This is a genomic window from Streptomyces saintjeani, assembly GCF_055409605.1.
In genome coordinates this window covers 4,067,148-4,083,551 of the sequence record NZ_CP189624.1, presented here as the reverse complement: position 1 = coordinate 4,083,551, position 16,404 = coordinate 4,067,148, and the positions used below count along the sequence as shown (strand labels likewise).

Genomic DNA, 16,404 nt, shown 5'->3' with positions numbered 1-16,404 from the left:
TGCCTCCCCGGGGCTTGTCCTCGGCGGTTGGCCGCGCCATAAAATCTAACGGTCCGTCAGAAACCGTGGAAGGGGCGGGTCGTGGGGAACTTCTTGGCCGGCAAGGTCGTCGCCGTCACCGGCGCGGGACGGGGGATCGGACGGGCCGTCGCGCTGGCCGCAGCGCGCGAGGGCGCGCGGGTCGTCGTCAACGACTACGGCGTGGCCGTGGACGGCGCCTCGCCCACGAGTGAGGTCGCCGAGGGCGTCGTCAAAGAGATCACCGCCGCCGGAGGGGAGGCCGTCGCCGTCGCCGACGACATCTCGACGATGGCCGGCGGGCAGCGGGTCGTCGACGTCGCCGTGGAGACGTACGGGCGGCTCGACGGGGTCGTCTGCGTCGCCGGGATCCTGCGCGAGCGCATGTTGTTCAACATGACCGAGGAGGAGTGGGACCCGGTCGTCGCGACGCACCTCAAGGGCACGTTCACGGTGTTCCGGGCCGCCTCCGCCGTGATGCGCCGGCAGGGCTCCGGGTCGCTCATCGGGTTCACCAGCGGCAACCACCAGGGCTCCGTCTCGCAGGCCAACTACAGCGCCGCGAAGGGCGGGATCATCTCGCTGGTGCGCAGCGCGGCCCTCGGGCTGCACAAGTACGGCGTGATCGCGAACGCCGTCGCGCCCGTCGCCCGGACCCGGATGTCGGCCGGGGTGCCGATGGAACTCGCGGAGATGGGCGAGCCCGAGGACGTCGCCGCGATGGTGATTTTCCTTTTGTCCAACCGGGCGCGCGACCTGTGGATAACTGGACAGGTCTATACGGTCGCCGGTGCCAAGATTGCGGTGTGGGCGCAGCCGAAAGAAGTGCGGGCGGCGTTCTCACAAGGCGGCTGGACGCCGGAGCGGATCGCCGAGGTGCTGCCGGGGAGTGTCGGGACGGAACCGATGCCCCTGCTGGAGAAATTGGCGGAGATGAGGAAAGCGGCGGCGGAGGGAAACCGCCCCAACGCGTGAGGAGGGGACCGTGGATTTCGAATTCGGTGCCGACGACTTCCGTACCGAGGTGCGCGCCTGGCTCTCCGCGCACGTCCCTTCGGCCGTGGACCGGCGCTCCTGGGAGCGCACGCTCGGCGCCGCCGGGCGGATCGGGATCGGATGGGGCGAGGGCGGGTACGGCAACCGGCCCGAGCCGCTGACGAGGCAGGTCGTGTGGGCCGAGGAGTACGCGCGCTCGGGCGCCCCCGCGCGCTCCGGGCACATCGGGGAGAACCTCCTCGCGCCCACGCTCCTCGCGCACGGAACTCCCGAGCAGAAAGCCAGATTCCTGCCCCCGATCGCGGCCGGCGAGGAATTGTGGTGCCAGGGCTACAGCGAACCCGGCGCGGGATCCGACCTCGCCGGAATCCGCACCCGCGCCGAATCCTGCGCGGGCGGATACCGGATCACCGGCCAGAAGATCTGGACCTCCCTCGCGCACGAAGCCGACTGGTGTTTCGTCCTCGCCCGCAGCGACCCGGAATCGGCGCGCCACAAGGGGCTCACCTTTCTCCTGGTCCCCATGGACCAGCCGGGCCGGATCGACGTACGGCCCATTCGCCAGATGACTGGCACCAGCGAGTTCAACGAGGTGTTCTTCGACGGGGCGTTCGCCGCCGGGGAACACGTCGTCGGGGCCGCCGGGGACGGCTGGCGGGTCGCGATGAGCCTGCTCGGCTTCGAACGGGGCGTCTCCACGCTCGCCCAGCAGATCGGGTTCGCCGAGGAGTTGGGGCGGGTCCTGGAGACGGCGGCGCGGACAGGGGCCGACGCCGATCCCGTCGTCCGCGAACGGCTGGTGCGCGCGTGGGCCGAACTGCGGGTCATGCGGTGGAACGCACTGCGGACGCTGGGCGGCGCGCAGGAGGCGGGCGCCACCAGCGTCGCCAAGCTGCTGTGGGGCGGCTGGCACCAGCGGCTCGGGGAGCTGGGGGTGCTGGTGCGGGGCGCCGAGGCCGCCGTCGGGCCCGGCGCGTGGGCGCCCGAGGCGCCGTACGAACTCGACGAAGGACAGCGGGAGTTCCTGTTCTCGCGGGCTGACACGATCTACGGCGGCTCCGACGAGGTGCAGCGCACGATCATCGCCGAGCGGGTGCTCGGTCTGCCGAAGAGGGGAGCGGTGCGATGAGGGGTGTCGTGTTCGACGGGAGCCGCGTCGAGGTCGTGCGGGACCTCGACGTACGGGAGCCGGGGCCGGGGGAGGTGCTGGTCGCGATCTCCGCCGCGGGGCTGTGCCACAGCGACCTGTCCGTCGTCGACGGCACGATCCCCTTCCCCGTGCCGGTCGTCCTCGGGCACGAGGGCGCCGGGATCGTCGAGGCGGTCGGCGTGGGGGTGACGCACGTGGCGCCCGGCGACCACGTCGCGCTGTCGACGCTGGCCAACTGCGGGACGTGCGCGGAGTGCGACCGGGGCCGCCCGACGATGTGCCGGCACTCCCTGGGCCGCCCGAAACGCCCCTTCACACGCGCGGGCACGCCGGTCCACCAGTTCGCCGCGAACTCGGCCTTCGCCGAACGCACCGTCGTCAAGGCCGTCCAGGCGGTCCGCATCCCCAAGGACGTCCCCCTCACCTCGGCCGCCCTCATCGGCTGCGGCGTCCTGACCGGCGTAGGCGCCGCCCTCAACCGCGCCCGCGTCGACCGGGGCGACCGCGTCGTGGTCATCGGCACCGGCGGCATCGGCCTCAACGTCCTCCAGGGCGCGCGCATAGCCGGAGCCCTGCGGATCGTCGCGGTGGACACGAACCCGGCGAAGGAGGAGACGGCCCGTACCTTCGGCGCGACGGACTTCGTGACGTCGACAGAGGCGGTGCGGGACCTGCTCCCCACGGGCGCCGACCACGTCTTCGAATGCGTGGGCCGCACCACCCTCGTCCGAGCCGCGATCGACCTCCTGGACCGCCACGGCCAGGCGATCCTCCTCGGCACCCCGCCCCCCACGGCCGAGGCGTCCTTCCCGGTGACCTCCCTCTTCCTGGACAAGTCCATCCTGGGCTGCCGCTACGGCTCCTCCCGCCCCCAGCGCGACATCCCCCTCTACACGGACCTGTACCGCTCCGGGCGGCTCCTGCTGGACGAACTGGTCACCCGGACCTACCCGATCGAGGACTTCGAGAAGGCACGGGTGGACGCGGAGGAGGGGAGGGTGGCTCGGGCGGTGCTGACGTTCTGACGGGGGCCTCAGGTCTCGGCGCCGGTACGGAACGTCCGGCGATATGCCGACGGCGTGACGCCCAGGGCGGTCTGGAGGTGCTGGCGCATCGACTGGGCCGTGCCGAAGCCCGCGTCGTGGGCGATGCGGTCGATGGAGAGGTCGGTGGATTCGAGGAGGTGACGGGCGTGTTCGATGCGTTGGGAAGTGAGCCACTGGCCGGGGCTGACGCCGGATTCCTCGCGGAAGCGGCGGGTGAAGGTGCGGACGGACATCGCCTCCTGGGCGGCCATGTCGCGCAGCTGGATCGGCTCGTGGAGGCGGGCCAGCGCCCACGCGCGGGCGGCCGTCGTGCTGGCCTGGCGGGCGTCGGGGACGGGGCGCTCGATGTACTGGGCCTGGCCGCCGTCGCGGTGCGGGGGGACGACGGTGCGGCGGGCGACCTCGTTGGCGACGGCGGCGCCGTGGTCGCGGCGCACGATGTGCAGGCACAGGTCGATCCCGGCGGCGACACCGGCCGAGGTGAGGACGTCGCCGTCGTCGATGAACAGGACGTTCGGGTCGACGGCCACGCGCGGGAAGAGCCGCTGGAGGTGCTCGGCGTCGGCCCAGTGGGTCGTCGCGGGGCGCCCGTCGAGACGGCCGGCGGCGGCGAGGACGTACACGCCCGTGCAGATCGACGCGAGGCGCGCGCCGGGGCGCGTGCGCGCGAGGGCGGACTCCAGCTCCGGGGTGAGCACGCCCTCCTTGAAGACCGGGCCCAGCTGGTAGGAGGCGGGGACGATCACGGTGTCGGCATCGGCCAGCGCCTCCGGACCGTGCTCGACCATGATCGAGAAGTCGGCGTCCGTACGGACCGGGCCCGGCGGGCGGACCGAGCAGGTGATCACCTCGTACAGGGGCCGGCCCCGCGCGTCCCTGGGGCGGCCGAAGATCCGGTGGGGGATGCCGAGTTCGAAAGGGAGGATGCCGTCGAGGGCGAGGACGACCACGTGGTGCGGGCGGTAGGCCCGTGCGGTGCCGGGGCTCATGGCCCGATCCTAGCGAACCGTGTCCTTCGGGCCAGTCGATGCGGGGGAGCGGGGGGCCGATGCTGAGTGACGTGACTCAGACAACCGAGACCCCAGCGGACGGGCCGTACGCGGCGGCCCCCTCCACGGCCGGGCAGCCCGGGGGCGGGCCCACTGCTGCCGGGGCGCCCGGGGCGGGGGTGCCCGCACCAGGATCCGCCCTGCCCGGGCTGTCGGAAGCCGGGCCCGCTGCCGGTGGGGTGTTCGTGGCCGGAACCTCCGTGCCCCAGCCGTCGGGCGCCGGGCAGTCCGTGGCGGGGGTGCCCGTACCCCCCGAACTCCCCGCAGCCAAACCACCGCACGCCCCCCGCGCGCGACTCCGGGTGCACCGCGCCTGGTTCGTGGCCGCCGTCACCTTCGTCACGATCATCGGCGCGGCGGCCTTCCGCTCCCTGCCGGGCCTGCTGATCGACCCCCTGCACGACGAGTTCGGCTGGTCGCGCGGGACGATCGGCGCGGCCGTGTCCGTCAACCTCGCGCTGTACGGCCTGACCGCGCCGTTCGCGGCGGCGCTGATGGACCGCTTCGGCATCCGCCGGGTCGTAGCCGTCGCGCTGACGGTGATAGCGATCGGCTCCGGACTCACCGTATGGATGACGGCGGCCTGGCAACTGATGCTGTACTGGGGCCTGTTGGTCGGCCTCGGCTCCGGCTCGATGGCGCTGGCGTTCGCGGCGACCGTCACCGACCGGTGGTTCACCGAGCGCCGCGGCCTGGTCAGCGGCATCCTCACCGCCGCGTCCGCGTCGGGCCAGCTGATCTTCCTGCCGCTGCTGTCCTGGATGGTGACCCGCTACGACTGGCGCCCGGCCGCGGTGACCGTCGCCCTCGCCGCGCTGACCGTCGTCCCCTTCGTCTGGCTGCTGCTGCGCGACCACCCGGCGGACGTCGGCATCGAGCCGTACGGCGCGAAGGCGTACGTCGAGAAGCCGCCGCCCGTCACAGGCGCCGCGCGGCGCGCGCTGACCGTCCTGTCCAAGGCGGCGCGCACGGGCCCGTTCTGGCTGCTCGCGGGCACCTTCGCGATCTGCGGAGCGTCCACCAACGGCCTGGTCCAGACCCACTTCGTACCCGCAGCGCATGACCACGGCATGCCCGTCACCGCCGCCGCCTCGCTCCTCGCGGTGATCGGCGTCTTCGACGTCGTCGGCACGATCGCCTCCGGCTGGTTCACCGACCGCTTCGACGCGCGCCGCCTCCTCGCGGTCTACTACGCGCTGCGCGGCGTCTCGCTCCTCTTCCTGCCGATGCTGCTCGCGGCGACCGTCCACCCCCCGATGATCTTCTTCATCGTCTTCTACGGCCTCGACTGGGTCGCCACCGTCCCGCCCACCCTCGCCCTGTGCCGCGAGCACTACGGCGACGACTCGGCCATCGTCTTCGGCTGGGTCCTCGCGTCCCACCAGGTCGGCGCGGCCCTGGTCGCCTTCCTCGGCGGCGTCGCGCGGGACGTCTTCGGCTCGTACGACGTGGTCTGGTACGCGTCGGGAGCGCTGTGCGCGGCGGCGGCGCTGATGGCGCTGGTGATACGGCGACGGGGGGTGGCGCTCGCGACGGCGTGACCCGGCGGGCGGGCCGCGCGTGGGCGTCTACGGGGTGCGCCGTGCTCCGGGGCGAGCGCGTACGGGGTGATGGGTCCGCTGTTGGGAGGCGCGGCCAAGTCACCGCAGGCATACGGGAGTTGGAGCCCGTCGGGGTCCTAGACGAACCGCCCCCGATGGAACAGCAGCGGCCCCCGCTCCCCGCCCATCGTCCCCAGCGCGTCCACCCTGCCTACGACGATGAGGTGGTCGCCGCCCGTGTGGACCGCGTGGATCGTGCAGTCCACCCACGCGAGCGCGCCGGCGAGGCGGGGGGACCCGCTGGCGGGGGCCGCGTCGTACGGCACCCCGGCGAACTTGTCCGTGCCGCTGCGGGCGAAGGCGCGGCACAGGTCGGACTGGTCGTCCGCGAGGACGTTGACGCAGAAGACGCCGGCGCGGGCGATGCGGGGCCAGGTCGTGGAGGTGCGGGCGACCATGAACGCGACGAGGGGCGGGTCGAGGGAGAGGGAGGAGAAGGACTGGCAGGCGAACCCGGCGGGGGATGCTCCTTCCGTTTCCGCGGGAGCCGGTGCCGTGACAACGGTCACCCCGCTCGCGAAGTTCCCGAGCACCTGCCGGAAAACCGTCTGGTCGACCGGCGCGCCCTCGCCGTCCCGTACGCACCGCAGTTCCGGTCGCGGTCTCGGCGGCCCCTCGGCCGCCCCGCCGCCCGGCAGGGCCCTCAGATAGCGGACTGCGGCAGCCGCAGCGCCTGCGTGTCCCATCACCCTCCCATTGAAGCTGACGGGGCGTCAGGTCGGAAGGGGTGGTGAACCCTTCTTTGCGCGCCCCGCATACGCTCCCCCTCATGAGGCGGGGGACCTTGCGGGCGGCCCGGCTGAGCTGGACGCCTGTCGACACGCATGTGGCCGCGGCGACGGCGGCGGCACAGATACCGGCCGCCCTCGTCGTCTGGGTGGCCCTGTCCTCGGGCCAGGACGACTACGGCATCCCCCCGTCCAGCCTCGGCTGGGCCTGCGTCCTCCTGTTCGCCCCGCTGTGGGTACCGGTCACCGGCATGCTCCAGACGGCCCTGCTCACCCGCCCCGCCGGAACGCTCGCGGCTCTCAAGGGTGGGTGGTCGTACTACCTGGGAGCTACGGCGCTCGTGAGCGCGCTGTGGGCGATGATCGCGACCCTCACCCTCAGCGCTCCTTTGTTCCCGACCGCCGCTGCCCTGACCGCGCTCGGCATCCTCCCCGTGCTCGCGGTACTGGTACTACGCCGCAGGAGCCACCCGTGGTCCCCCGGGGGCGTGTGGTGGCGCTCGGTCCCGGCCTCGGTGGCCCTGTTCGGCGTAGTACTCACGGGGGTGTTCGCGGCTGATGCGGCAGGTCTAATACCTGAGTACGACCCACCCCGGCTCTCCGCCGACCGCCTCACCGGAGTCTGGCGCGGAGCGGACGGCGCGGAACTCGACCTGCGCCCAGGCGGCCACGCCGAGGCGAACGGCCTGCCCGCCCAGCGGCCCGACGGGGACTGGTCCGTCGACAAGGTCTACGACGTCTGCGACGCGACCGGCACGTGGTTCCTCGACACCGAGGGCCGCTACGACGGGTTCGACGGCGAGGGCTCCGAGGAGCGCGATGGTGCGGTCGTACGCCTTGAGGGGTGCGGCGCGGACACGTACTGGGTCGTCGGCGGTACGGCGGACTCGCCCGAGTTGTTCGTGCTGTTCGGCGATCCCGATGCGGGCGACCTGCACATCCTCAGGCCCGCCCGACTCGGGGTCAACGGCCCCTGAATTCAGGGCTCCTGCGTTCCGCGAACGCCCGCAGTCCTTCCCGGGCGTCCGCCGTCGTCATGTTGATCTCCTGCGCGGCGGCCTCGGCGGCGAACGCGGTGGCCCGGTCGGAGTCGAGGGAGGAGTTGACGAGTTGCTTGGTGAGGGCGAGGGAACGGGTGGGGGCGGTGGCCAGCCGGGCCGCCCACTCCTGCGCCGCCTTCGCCAACTCCCCGTCCGGCACGACCCTGTTGACCAGACCGAGCCGCTCGGCCTCCGGCGCCGACAGCGAATCCCCGAAGAACATCAGCTCCTTGGCGCGATGCGGCCCGATCAGCCGGGGCAGAAGATAGGCGCCGCCCGCGTCGGGAACGAGCCCCCGGCGCACGAACACCTCGATGAAACGGGCCGATTCGGCGGCGAGCACGAGATCACAGGCGAAGGCGAGATGCGCCCCCAGCCCCGCCGCCGTCCCGTTCACCGCCGCGATCACGGGCTTCTCGCAGTCGAGTACGGCGGCGACGAGCCGCTGAGCCCCCAGACGCAGGGTCCGTGACACGTCCCCGGGCAGCACCTCTTTCGCGGGGCCGCCCCGCAGATCGGCACCCGCGCAGAAGCCGCGACCGGTACCGGTCAGGACGACGACGCGTACGGCGGGGTCGGCCGAGGCGTCCGCCAACTGGCCGATGAGGGCGTCCCGTTGGGCTGGTGTCAGGGCGTTGAGGGACTCGGGCCGGTTGAGGGTGAGGCGGGTGATGCCGTGGTCGTCGGTGGAGTGGAGGAGGGGGGTGTCGGGGTCGGCGTGGGCTTCGGCCTCAGGCGCGGCGCGGGGTTCGGGTTCGGCGCCGGTTTCGCGGGAGGCGTCGGCCTTGGAGGCGGCGTGAGCCTCGGGCGAGGCGTCGGCTTCGGAAGCGGCGTGGGTTCTGGACGCGGCGTCGGCTTCGGAAGCGGCGTGGGTTCTGGACGCGGCGTCGGCTTTGGGAGCAGCGCGGGTCATGGACGCGGCGTCGGCTTTGGGAACAGTGCGGGTCATGGACGCGGCGTCTGGTCCGGGCCCGTCCGTCCGAGGCGGGCTCACCGGCACACCGCCAGCGCGTCCAACGCCACCGCCCCCTGCCCCCGAGGCAGCACGATCAGCGGGTTGATGTCCAACTCCGCGATGTCGTCGACGAGTTCGAGCGACATCCGCTGCACCCGCAGGATCACCTCGACCAGCGCGTCCAGATCCGCCGGCGGCCTCCCCCGCACCCCGTCCAGCAGCGCCCGCCCCCGCAGATCCGTCAGCATGTCCCGCGCCTGCGTCTCCCCGAAGGGTGGTACGCGTACGGCGGTGTCGTGCAGGACCTCGACCAGGACCCCGCCGAGCCCGACCGTCACCGTCGGCCCGAACAGCGCGTCATGACTGACGCCGACGACCATCTCCACGCCCTGCGCGACCATCTGGCAGACCAGGACGCCGTCCAGCGCGACCTCCTCGTACCGGGCGATATCCGTCAACTCACGGTAGGCGTCCCGGACTTGGCTGGCCGAGGTGAGGCCGATCTTCACCAGGCCGAGTTCCGTCTTGTGTGCGATGTCCGCGCCGGACGCCTTCATCACGACCGGGTAGCCGACGAGGCTCGCCGCCCGTACGGCCCCCGCCGCGCTGGTCACCAACTGCTCGCGCGGCACCCGGATCCCGTACGCGCGCAGCAGCTGCTTGGCCGCGTGCTCGCTCAACTGCTGTCCGGGGCGCATGAGTTCACGGGCCTTGCGGAAGGAGGGCGACGGGGTGCGGGGAGCCTGGTCGAAGGGGGAGCGGTAGTCACGGGTGAAGCGGTGGTGGTCGAGATAAGCCCGCACCGCTTTGAGGCAGTTGGGGACCGTACGGAACGTCGCGACCCTGCGCGACCCCAACAGCACGTCCCGGTACGCCTGTTCGGTGCCGACCGGCGAACCCCACACCACGCACACCAGCTTGTCCGTCTCCTCGGCCGCCGCCACCAGGTCCTCGACCAGCCGGTCGCTGAGCGGCGGGAACGGGCCGGTGATCGGACAGATCAGCACCCCGACCGACGGGTCGGCGAGGATCGCGTCGATGATCTTCCGGCCCCGGTGGTCGCCGACCGGGTGTCCGCCGTTGTCGATCGGGTTCGCGACGCTGAGGAACTCCGGTATCCACTGGTGCAGTTCGGCCTGCTTGGCGGCGGAGAGGGACGGCAGGTCGAGGCCCGCCGTCGTCGCGAGGTCGGCGACATGGGCGCCGGTGCCGCCCGAAATCGCGTACACGGCGACGCCGTTCGCCACCGGGGGCTTCGCGCGGGCCAACAGGGTTGCCGTGTCCTGGAGTTCGTCGAGCGCGTCGACGCGGATCACGCCGTACTGGCGCATCGCGGCGTCGACCACGTCGTCGGCACCGGTGAGTTTGCCGGTGTGGGAGGCCGCCGTGCGGGCGCCGGTCTCGGTGCGGCCGACCTTCACCGCGACCACGGGCACCCTGCGGCGGGCCGCGCGGTCGGCGGCGAGCAGGAACGCGCGGCCGTCCTTGAGGCCCTCGACGTAGCACGCGATCGCGCCGGTCTCGGGCCGCTCGGCGAAGTACGAGATGAAGTCGGCCGTTTCGAGGTCGGCCTCGTTCCCGGTGGGCGCCCAGTGGGAGAGGCGCACGCCCAACTCCTGGAGGGAGAACACCGGTCGGCCCTGGTGACCGGACTGGGTGATGAGGGCGATCGCCGGTCCGTCGAGGTCGTCGCGGAACTCCTCGAAGGCGTTCAGGTTGGTGTTCGGGCCGAGGAGCCTGAGGCCCGCGCGCTCGACGGCCGCCGCCAGCCTCGCCTGCGCGGCGGCGCCCTCCTCGCCGGTCTCCGCGAAACCGGACGCGAAGGCGACCGCGAACTTCACCTTCGTCTCGGCGAGTTGCTCGATCACCGGCAGCGGGTCGGACACCAACAGCACGGCCAGATCGACCTGTTCGGGAAGGTCCGCGACCGACGCGACGCAGGGAATGCCGAAGACCGCGGGACGGGTGGGGTGCACCGGGTGCAGCCGGGCCCCCACCCGCTTCGACCAGGCCAGCAACTGCCTGGTGATCCCGGTGTTCGGCCGGCCCTCTGCGTCGGAGGCGCCGACGACCGCCACCGACTCGGGCCGGAAGAACCTCTCCAGAACCGGCACGTCCGCGTACAGTGGACGCCCGCTGACGTCCATGCCGTCCACATCGGCCGGCCTGCCGTGCACGGCCGGTCCGGGCTGCTCGCCGCAGGCGATGACCCGGGCCCGGCGGGAGTCGGTGGTGAGGGTGCCGTGGGTTGATCCAAGCATCGGTCCGCCCGCCTCCTTGACTTAGCTGACGCACTGTCAGATTACAGAACTGATGGTGTGTCAGGAATGGGGGTGCGGTGAAAGGTTGGCGGGCGGCCGGATGGGAGCGGTGCGGGAAGGTCAGTCCTGGAAGCCGTACGCGGCGAAGTCCTCGACCGGACGGTAACCGATCCGCCGGTACAGCGCGTTGCTCGTCGGGTTCGCCAAGTCCGTGAAGAGCAGCACCTCTTGGGCTCCGGCCTCGCGCGCCCGGCGGCTCGCCTCGGCGGTGGCCGCACCCGCGTACCCCTTGGCACGGTGCTCGGACGGCGTGTAGACCGTGACGATCCGGATCTGGCCCGCGAGCAGGCCGGTGGCGCTCGCCATCGAGACCGGGGTGCCGTCCGGGGTCTCCCAGAGGGTGAAGGAGCCGGCGGCGATGCGGGCGGTCAGCAGGGAGTCGGCCATGGTGTGGGGGTGGCCGATCTCCGTCGTGAACTCGTCGTTCCAGGCGCGGAGCAGGGCGTGGTCCGCCGGGGTCGCGGTGCGGGACCGGCCCGGCGGGACCGGCTGGGGTCGCGTCAACTCCTCCAGCCGGTAGAGGCGTTCACGTCGGAACACGGTCGCGGTGGCGTTCGTCCTGCGCCTCCACGCCGCCACGAACGCCTCCGCCGTCTTCTCGTCCGAATTGACGCCGGAGAGCGGGTGGTTGTGGTGCAGGAGCGCTTCGGCCAGCGACTCGGCCTGCTGCGGGGTGAGTCGGGTGACGCTGAGCGGGAACGGCGGGGTGTGGAAGAAGGCCGCCGCCACCTCGCCGTCGGCGCCGGTCAGGGAGCCGAAGAAGGGGCGGTTGTCGCCGTAGAGGGCTGTGCCCTGGGTGCGCAGGTTCTCGGTCACGGTGAGCGGGACCGTGTGGCGGACCGGACGAGAGCGCAGGAACGGGCCTGCCGTGTCCAGGAATTCGGTCAGGTCGGTGGTCAACCGCCAGTGCTCGTCGGTCATTTGCTCTCCCCGTTCGGTTCCGGATCGGTGGACAGGCGGGCATGCAGGTGCATGTCGCGGAAGGCGTCGTGGCGGCCCGCGGCGAACGTCGCGTCACGGAGGGTGCCCTCGTAGCGGAAACCGCACCGCTCGGCGATGTGGCAGGAGACGTCGTGCCCGTCCGCGTGGTCCAACTCCAGCCGGTGCAGGCCGAATTCGGTGAGCGACCAGTGGGCTACGACGGTCAGGGCGCGGGTCGCTGCACCCCGGCCCCGTGCCTCGGGCAGCACCCAGTACCCGACCCGCGCGCTCCGGGTGACCCGGTTGACGAGGTTCAGCCCGATATACCCCAGCGTCTCGCCCGTCGCGGCGTCGGCGACGCGGAACGGCATGCCGGTGCCCTCGGCGGCGCCCTCCACCTTCGACCGCATGTGAGCGCGGGCCGAGTCGAGGTCGGTGACCGGCATGAGCGGGGTGTTCCAACGCCGGAACTCGTCGTTCGCCTGACCCCGCAGCCAGGCGTCCACGTCCGCGCCGGAGCCGGGGTCCCAGGGGTGCAGGGCGAGGCCGTGGCCGTGCAGGCGGGGTGCGGGGGCCGGGGGTACGGGGTCGGTCGCTCGGGGCATGGGGCCATTGAAACCGGGTCCCTCTTGAGGGGCACCCCATTTGATCTACGCCTCGGGAGCTACCCCGGCAGATCTACCCCTCCAGAGCTACCCCTCTGGGGTTACCTCTCTAGAGCTACCTCTCGGGGGTTACCTCCTCGGAGCTACCTCCCCCGGGCTACCCCTTGAGGATTGCCTCTCCAGCGTTACCTCTGCGGATCTACCCTTCCCGGCCTACCTCTCAGGAGCGACAGAGCCCTCCCAGCCCCCTCAGACGCGCCCCGGCGGCCCGAACACCGGCACGCCCTCCCGGAATCTCACCACCAGTTCCATCCCCGGGTGGAGCTCCGCAGCCGTGCACCCCACCACCTCCGTCATCATCCGGGGCCCCTCCTCCAGGTCGACGACCGCCGCGACGTACGGCGTGCGGTCGCGGAACGGCGGGAGGTCGTTCCGGTGGACGGTCGACCAGGTGTAGAGGCCGGCCCGTCCGCATGCCTCCTCCCAGACGACGTCCTCGCTCCAGCAGTGGGGGCAGAACTCGCGGGGGTAGTGGTGGGGGCGGGAACAGGCCGTGCAGCGCCGGATCAGCAGGCGGCCCCGGGCGGCGGCGTCCCAGTAGGGGAGGGTGAGGGCATCGGCCTCAGGTATGTCGTACTTCTGAGGGACCCCCGGGTGCTCGGCCATGTCTCAGAACCACCCCAGCGCACTGTCCACGGACCAGCTCTGCCACGACATCCCGAACAGGCCCACCACCGACATCAGCCCCATCATCGAGTTCTGCCCCTGCTCCGCCCAGTCGTGGATCATGAGGACGAAGTAGAGCCCGTTCAGCAGGAACCCGCCGACCAGGGCGACGGGTGTGAGGAACCCGAGGACGAGGCCGAGCCCGAGGGCGAGTTCGGCGTAGGCGACGACGTACGCCATCGCCCGGGGCCGAGGCGTGACGGTGACCGCGAACCCGCTGCGCACGGCGGACCACCGGTGCTTGGCGGCGATGTCCGCCGCCCACCTGATCCCCCCGCCCTGGAACCACGTCTTCTTGTCCTTGTGCCGCCAACTCTCCAGCCACCACAGCCCGAGCCCGATCCGCAACACCGCCAGCCACTGCGCGCCGTCGAGCCAGATCGTGTCCATGGGACTCCCTGCTGGGTCGGGCGAACGGGGTCGCGAATCTGACGGTACGTCAGTTCTAGGAGCGGGAAGGAAGTTTGGCAAGGGGAGGCTCTACTCGCCAGCACGACCACCCACTCGCCGCGAGACGGCTGACGTACGGCGACTCCTGGCGCCGGAAACTGGCCTCGATGTCCTCGCAGGCTGTGCACGGAAGTCTGATCCCGTGTCAGCCAGATATGGAAAATAGAACAAATTATCGATAAGTTTCGATCTTTGGTGTGCCGTGCGTGGTCTGTGTGCGTAGCGTGGTGGGCGTGCAGCTCCGTTACAACTACCGGGCCTACCCGGACGCCCCGCAGTGCCGTGCGCTGGCGAAGGCGTTCGGGTGTGCACGGGTGGTGTGGAACGACTGCCTGCGCGACCGGCAGGAGGCGCACGCGGCGGGGTTGCCGTATGTGACCTCGGCGGAGTTGTCCAGGCTGCGTATCACTCAGGCCAAGCGCACCGCCGAACGTGCCTGGCTGGCCGAGGTGTCGGCGGTCGTGCTTCAGCAGTCCCTGCGGGATCTGGATGCCGCCTACAAGAACTTCTTCGACTCGGTGAAGGGCGAGCGGCAGGGCCGCAAGGTCGGTCCGCCCCGTTTCAAGTCGAAGAAGGACACCCGGCAGTCGGTCCGCCTCAACACCAACGCCTTCTGCCTGAAGGACGACGGCACGGTGTACGTGGCCAAGGTCGGGAACCTCAAGGTCATGTGGTCGCGTCGGCTCCCGGCCGCGCCCACGTCCCTGACCGTCACCAAGGACAGCTGTGGCCGGTACTTCCTCAGCTTCGTCGTCGACACTGGGCCGGACATCCTCCCCGGCGTGGAGACCGACACGGGTATCGACCTGGGCCTGTCCGCCTTCGCGGCCCTGTCCGACGGGACGAAGATCGCCAGCCCGCGCTTCCTGCGCCGGGCGGAGAAGAAACTCCGGCGCCTCCAGCGGGAGCTGTCCCGCAAGGTGAAGGGGTCGAAGAACCGGGCCAAGGCCCGGATCAAAGTCGCACGCCAGCACGCCCGGGTGGCGGACCGGCGCCGGGACTTCCACCACAAGGTCTCCACACAGATCGTCCGCGACAACCAAGCGGTGTATGTGGAGGATCTCGCGGTGTCCGGCCTGGCCCGTACCCGGCTCGCGAAGTCCGTGCACGACGCGGGATGGTCCGCGTTCACCGGCATGCTGGAGTACAAGGCGGCCAGACACGGCCGTACGTTCGTCAAGGTGGGCCGTGCTTTCCCGTCCTCGCAGGTCTGCTCGGCCTGCGGGTTCAGGGACGGCCCCAAACCGCTCCACGTCCGGGAGTGGACGTGCGGCGAGTGCGGCACCCACCACGACCGTGACCGCAATGCGGGCCGCAACGCCCTCTTCGAGGGACGCCGTATCGTCGCCGCCGGGCGGGCGGAGACACGAAACGCCTGTGGAGCGCCGGTAAGACGGGCACACGTGCCCGCACAGCGCGGTGAAGCAGGAAGCCACCGGAAGGGCAGACAGACGGCCCAGACCGGAATCCCTGGACTTTAGGCCAGGGAACACGTCAAGCTCGCGACTATGGCACAACCCAGCGAATCCACAGCGCCGATACCGTCCCGGCACACCGCCCCCACCCCGGCCGACCGCCCGGTTTACATCGTCGGAGGCGGCCCCGGCGGTCTCGCCGCGGCGTACGCGCTGAAGCAGAAGGGGATCCGCGCGGTCGTGCTGGAGAAGGCCGACCGGGTGGGCGATTCCTGGCGCCGCCATTACGACCGTCTGCATCTGCACACGACCCGGCGCCTCTCGGCCCTGCCGGGGTTGCCGATGCCGCGCAAGTTCGGCCGCTGGGTGGCCCGCGCGGACGTCGTCCGGTACCTGGAGAAGTACGTCGAGCACCACGAGCTGGACATCGTCACCGGCGTCGAGGTCTCCGACGTCGAGCGCGCCCCCGATGGCACCGGCTGGCTCCTGAGAGCTACGGGGGGACGTGAGCTGACCGGCTCGGCGGTGATCGTCGCGACCGGCTACAACCACACCCCGTACCTCCCGGGGTGGACGGGACGAGAGTCGTACGCCGGCCCGCTGACGCACGCCGTCGAGTACCGCAACGGTGCCCGGTACAAGGGCAAGGACGTCCTCGTCGTCGGCATCGGCAACACGGGCGCCGAGATCGCCGTGGACCTGGTGGAGAACGGCGCGGCCCGGGTGCTGCTCGCGGTCCGGACGGTCCCGCACCTCGTGCGCCGCTCGACGGCCGGCTGGGCGGCGCAGTACACCGGCATCCTCGTGCGCCGCCTGCCGGCCGCCGTGGTCGACCGACTCGCCCGCCCCATGGCCAAGTTGAGCATCCCCGACCTCTCGGAGCACGGCCTCCCCCGGCCCGACACCGGCCTCTACAGCCGCGCCAAGGCGGGCGCGATCCCCGTCCAGGACGTCGGCCTGATCAGCGCGATCCGCAAGGGCAAGGTCGAGGTCGTGGGCGCCGTCGAGGGGTTCGAGGAGGGGGAGGTACTGCTGGCCGGAGGCCAGCGGGCGCAGGTCGACGCGGTCATTGCCGCAACCGGTTACTCCCGTGCGCTGGAAGGGCTCGTCGGCCACCTCGACGTCCTGGACGAGGACGGGCGGCCGGTGGTGAACGGCGCGCGGTCGCCGAAGAACGCGGCCGGGCTGTACTTCACCGGGTTCGTCACGCCGATCAGCGGGACGTTCCGCGAGGTGGGGCTGGACGCGGAGCGCATCGCCAAGCGGATCGCCCGCGACCTGCGAGCGTAGGGAACCTCAACTCATCGCAGTAGTACGCCTGTTGTACATGTGTCGGATGTGACGGGTGGGCGGGGTCGGAGAACTGTCGCGCGGCGGCGCGAG

The 16,404-nt window shown here is 71.6% G+C and carries 15 protein-coding genes; 7 read left to right on the top strand and 8 right to left on the bottom strand.

Going from position 1 to position 16,404, the window contains the following annotated elements; genetic code table 11:
• The first annotated feature begins 81 nt into the window (after positions 1-81).
• Genes ACQCO7_RS18375 through ACQCO7_RS18365 form a run of 3 tightly spaced genes read left to right on the top strand, consistent with a single transcriptional unit; the run spans position 82 to position 3,189 of the window.
• Positions 82-993 carry an SDR family oxidoreductase gene (locus ACQCO7_RS18375; protein ID WP_464072873.1) on the top strand — a complete coding sequence of 304 codons (912 nt, stop codon included), beginning with the start codon at positions 82-84 and terminating at the stop codon, positions 991-993.
• Between the two features lie 10 nt (positions 994-1,003).
• Positions 1,004-2,143 carry an acyl-CoA dehydrogenase family protein gene (locus ACQCO7_RS18370; protein ID WP_464072872.1) on the top strand — a complete coding sequence of 380 codons (1,140 nt, stop codon included), beginning with the start codon at positions 1,004-1,006 and terminating at the stop codon, positions 2,141-2,143.
• On the top strand, positions 2,140-3,189 hold the full coding sequence (locus ACQCO7_RS18365) for a Zn-dependent alcohol dehydrogenase (protein WP_464072871.1): 1,050 nt from the start codon (positions 2,140-2,142) through the stop codon (positions 3,187-3,189). Before ACQCO7_RS18370 ends, ACQCO7_RS18365 begins: the two co-directional genes overlap by 4 nt.
• Before the next feature lie 8 nt (positions 3,190-3,197).
• Here the strand turns inward: ACQCO7_RS18365 and ACQCO7_RS18360 are convergent, their stop codons facing one another.
• A complete protein-coding gene (locus ACQCO7_RS18360) occupies positions 3,198-4,199 on the bottom strand; it encodes a GlxA family transcriptional regulator (RefSeq protein WP_464072870.1) in 1,002 nt (333 codons plus the stop codon).
• A 299-nt stretch (positions 4,200-4,498) separates the two neighbouring features.
• On the opposite strand from ACQCO7_RS18360, the gene ACQCO7_RS18355 reads away from it, so the two are divergent.
• On the top strand, positions 4,499-5,800 hold the full coding sequence (locus tag ACQCO7_RS18355; RefSeq protein ID WP_464077232.1) for an MFS transporter: 1,302 nt from the start codon (positions 4,499-4,501) through the stop codon (positions 5,798-5,800).
• A gap of 137 nt (positions 5,801-5,937) precedes the next feature.
• Here ACQCO7_RS18355 and ACQCO7_RS18350 read toward each other — a convergent pair whose 3' ends face one another.
• Positions 5,938-6,546 (bottom strand): flavin reductase family protein, encoded by a 609-nt coding sequence (locus ACQCO7_RS18350; protein WP_464072869.1) that lies wholly within the window; start codon positions 6,544-6,546, stop codon positions 5,938-5,940.
• A gap of 83 nt (positions 6,547-6,629) precedes the next feature.
• Here ACQCO7_RS18350 and ACQCO7_RS18345 point away from each other — a divergent pair, with 83 nt between their 5' ends.
• Entirely contained in the window at positions 6,630-7,565 is a 936-nt protein-coding gene (locus tag ACQCO7_RS18345) for a hypothetical protein (RefSeq protein WP_464072868.1), read from the top strand.
• Here ACQCO7_RS18345 and ACQCO7_RS18340 read toward each other — a convergent pair.
• From ACQCO7_RS18340 to ACQCO7_RS18315, 6 genes are all read right to left on the bottom strand, one after another.
• Complete coding sequence (locus ACQCO7_RS18340) at positions 7,552-8,541, bottom strand: enoyl-CoA hydratase/isomerase family protein (RefSeq protein ID WP_464077231.1); 990 nt, start codon at positions 8,539-8,541, stop codon at positions 7,552-7,554. The two genes, ACQCO7_RS18345 and ACQCO7_RS18340, sit on opposite strands and share 14 nt — an antisense overlap.
• Positions 8,542-8,618: 77 nt before the next feature.
• Complete coding sequence (locus tag ACQCO7_RS18335) at positions 8,619-10,844, bottom strand: acetate--CoA ligase family protein (RefSeq protein WP_464072867.1); 2,226 nt, start codon at positions 10,842-10,844, stop codon at positions 8,619-8,621.
• 120 nt (positions 10,845-10,964) lie between these two features.
• Positions 10,965-11,825: a GNAT family N-acetyltransferase gene (locus tag ACQCO7_RS18330; RefSeq protein WP_464072866.1), complete on the bottom strand. Its 861-nt coding sequence runs from the start codon at positions 11,823-11,825 to the stop codon at positions 10,965-10,967.
• Positions 11,822-12,430 (bottom strand): GNAT family N-acetyltransferase, encoded by a 609-nt coding sequence (locus tag ACQCO7_RS18325; RefSeq protein WP_464072865.1) that lies wholly within the window; start codon positions 12,428-12,430, stop codon positions 11,822-11,824. The genes ACQCO7_RS18330 and ACQCO7_RS18325 overlap by 4 nt, the downstream gene beginning before the upstream one ends.
• Positions 12,431-12,679: 249 nt before the next feature.
• Entirely contained in the window at positions 12,680-13,096 is a 417-nt protein-coding gene (locus ACQCO7_RS18320; RefSeq protein WP_464072864.1) for a Zn-ribbon domain-containing OB-fold protein, read from the bottom strand.
• 3 nt (positions 13,097-13,099) lie between these two features.
• Positions 13,100-13,546, bottom strand: coding sequence for a DoxX family protein (locus ACQCO7_RS18315; protein ID WP_464072863.1), 447 nt, complete (start codon positions 13,544-13,546; stop codon positions 13,100-13,102).
• A 293-nt stretch (positions 13,547-13,839) separates the two neighbouring features.
• Between ACQCO7_RS18315 and ACQCO7_RS18310 the strand changes: the two genes are divergently transcribed.
• Positions 13,840-15,087: an RNA-guided endonuclease InsQ/TnpB family protein gene (locus ACQCO7_RS18310; protein WP_464072862.1), complete on the top strand. Its 1,248-nt coding sequence runs from the start codon at positions 13,840-13,842 to the stop codon at positions 15,085-15,087.
• 27 nt (positions 15,088-15,114) lie between these two features.
• The gene (locus ACQCO7_RS18305; RefSeq protein ID WP_464072861.1) at positions 15,115-16,311 is read left to right on the top strand and encodes a flavin-containing monooxygenase; all 1,197 of its coding nucleotides are present in this window, start codon (positions 15,115-15,117) and stop codon (positions 16,309-16,311) included.
• Positions 16,312-16,404 lie beyond the last annotated feature (93 nt).

What these genes read in the sequence shown, in the direction of transcription:
- ACQCO7_RS18365 (WP_464072871.1), top strand. Translation starts at nt 2,140, where the DNA reads ATGAGGGGTGTCGTGTTCGACGGGAGCCGCGTCGAGGTCGTGCGGGAC.
- ACQCO7_RS18360 (WP_464072870.1), bottom strand. Translation starts at nt 4,199, where the DNA reads ATGAGCCCCGGCACCGCACGGGCCTACCGCCCGCACCACGTGGTCGTC.
- ACQCO7_RS18350 (WP_464072869.1), bottom strand. Translation starts at nt 6,546, where the DNA reads ATGGGACACGCAGGCGCTGCGGCTGCCGCAGTCCGCTATCTGAGGGCC.
- ACQCO7_RS18345 (WP_464072868.1), top strand. Translation starts at nt 6,630, where the DNA reads ATGAGGCGGGGGACCTTGCGGGCGGCCCGGCTGAGCTGGACGCCTGTC.
- ACQCO7_RS18340 (WP_464077231.1), bottom strand. Translation starts at nt 8,541, where the DNA reads ATGACCCGCGCTGCTCCCAAAGCCGACGCCGCGTCCAGAACCCACGCC.
- ACQCO7_RS18335 (WP_464072867.1), bottom strand. Translation starts at nt 10,844, where the DNA reads ATGCTTGGATCAACCCACGGCACCCTCACCACCGACTCCCGCCGGGCC.
- ACQCO7_RS18330 (WP_464072866.1), bottom strand. Translation starts at nt 11,825, where the DNA reads ATGACCGACGAGCACTGGCGGTTGACCACCGACCTGACCGAATTCCTG.
- ACQCO7_RS18325 (WP_464072865.1), bottom strand. Translation starts at nt 12,430, where the DNA reads ATGCCCCGAGCGACCGACCCCGTACCCCCGGCCCCCGCACCCCGCCTG.
- ACQCO7_RS18320 (WP_464072864.1), bottom strand. Translation starts at nt 13,096, where the DNA reads ATGGCCGAGCACCCGGGGGTCCCTCAGAAGTACGACATACCTGAGGCC.
- ACQCO7_RS18315 (WP_464072863.1), bottom strand. Translation starts at nt 13,546, where the DNA reads ATGGACACGATCTGGCTCGACGGCGCGCAGTGGCTGGCGGTGTTGCGG.
- ACQCO7_RS18305 (WP_464072861.1), top strand. Translation starts at nt 15,115, where the DNA reads ATGGCACAACCCAGCGAATCCACAGCGCCGATACCGTCCCGGCACACC.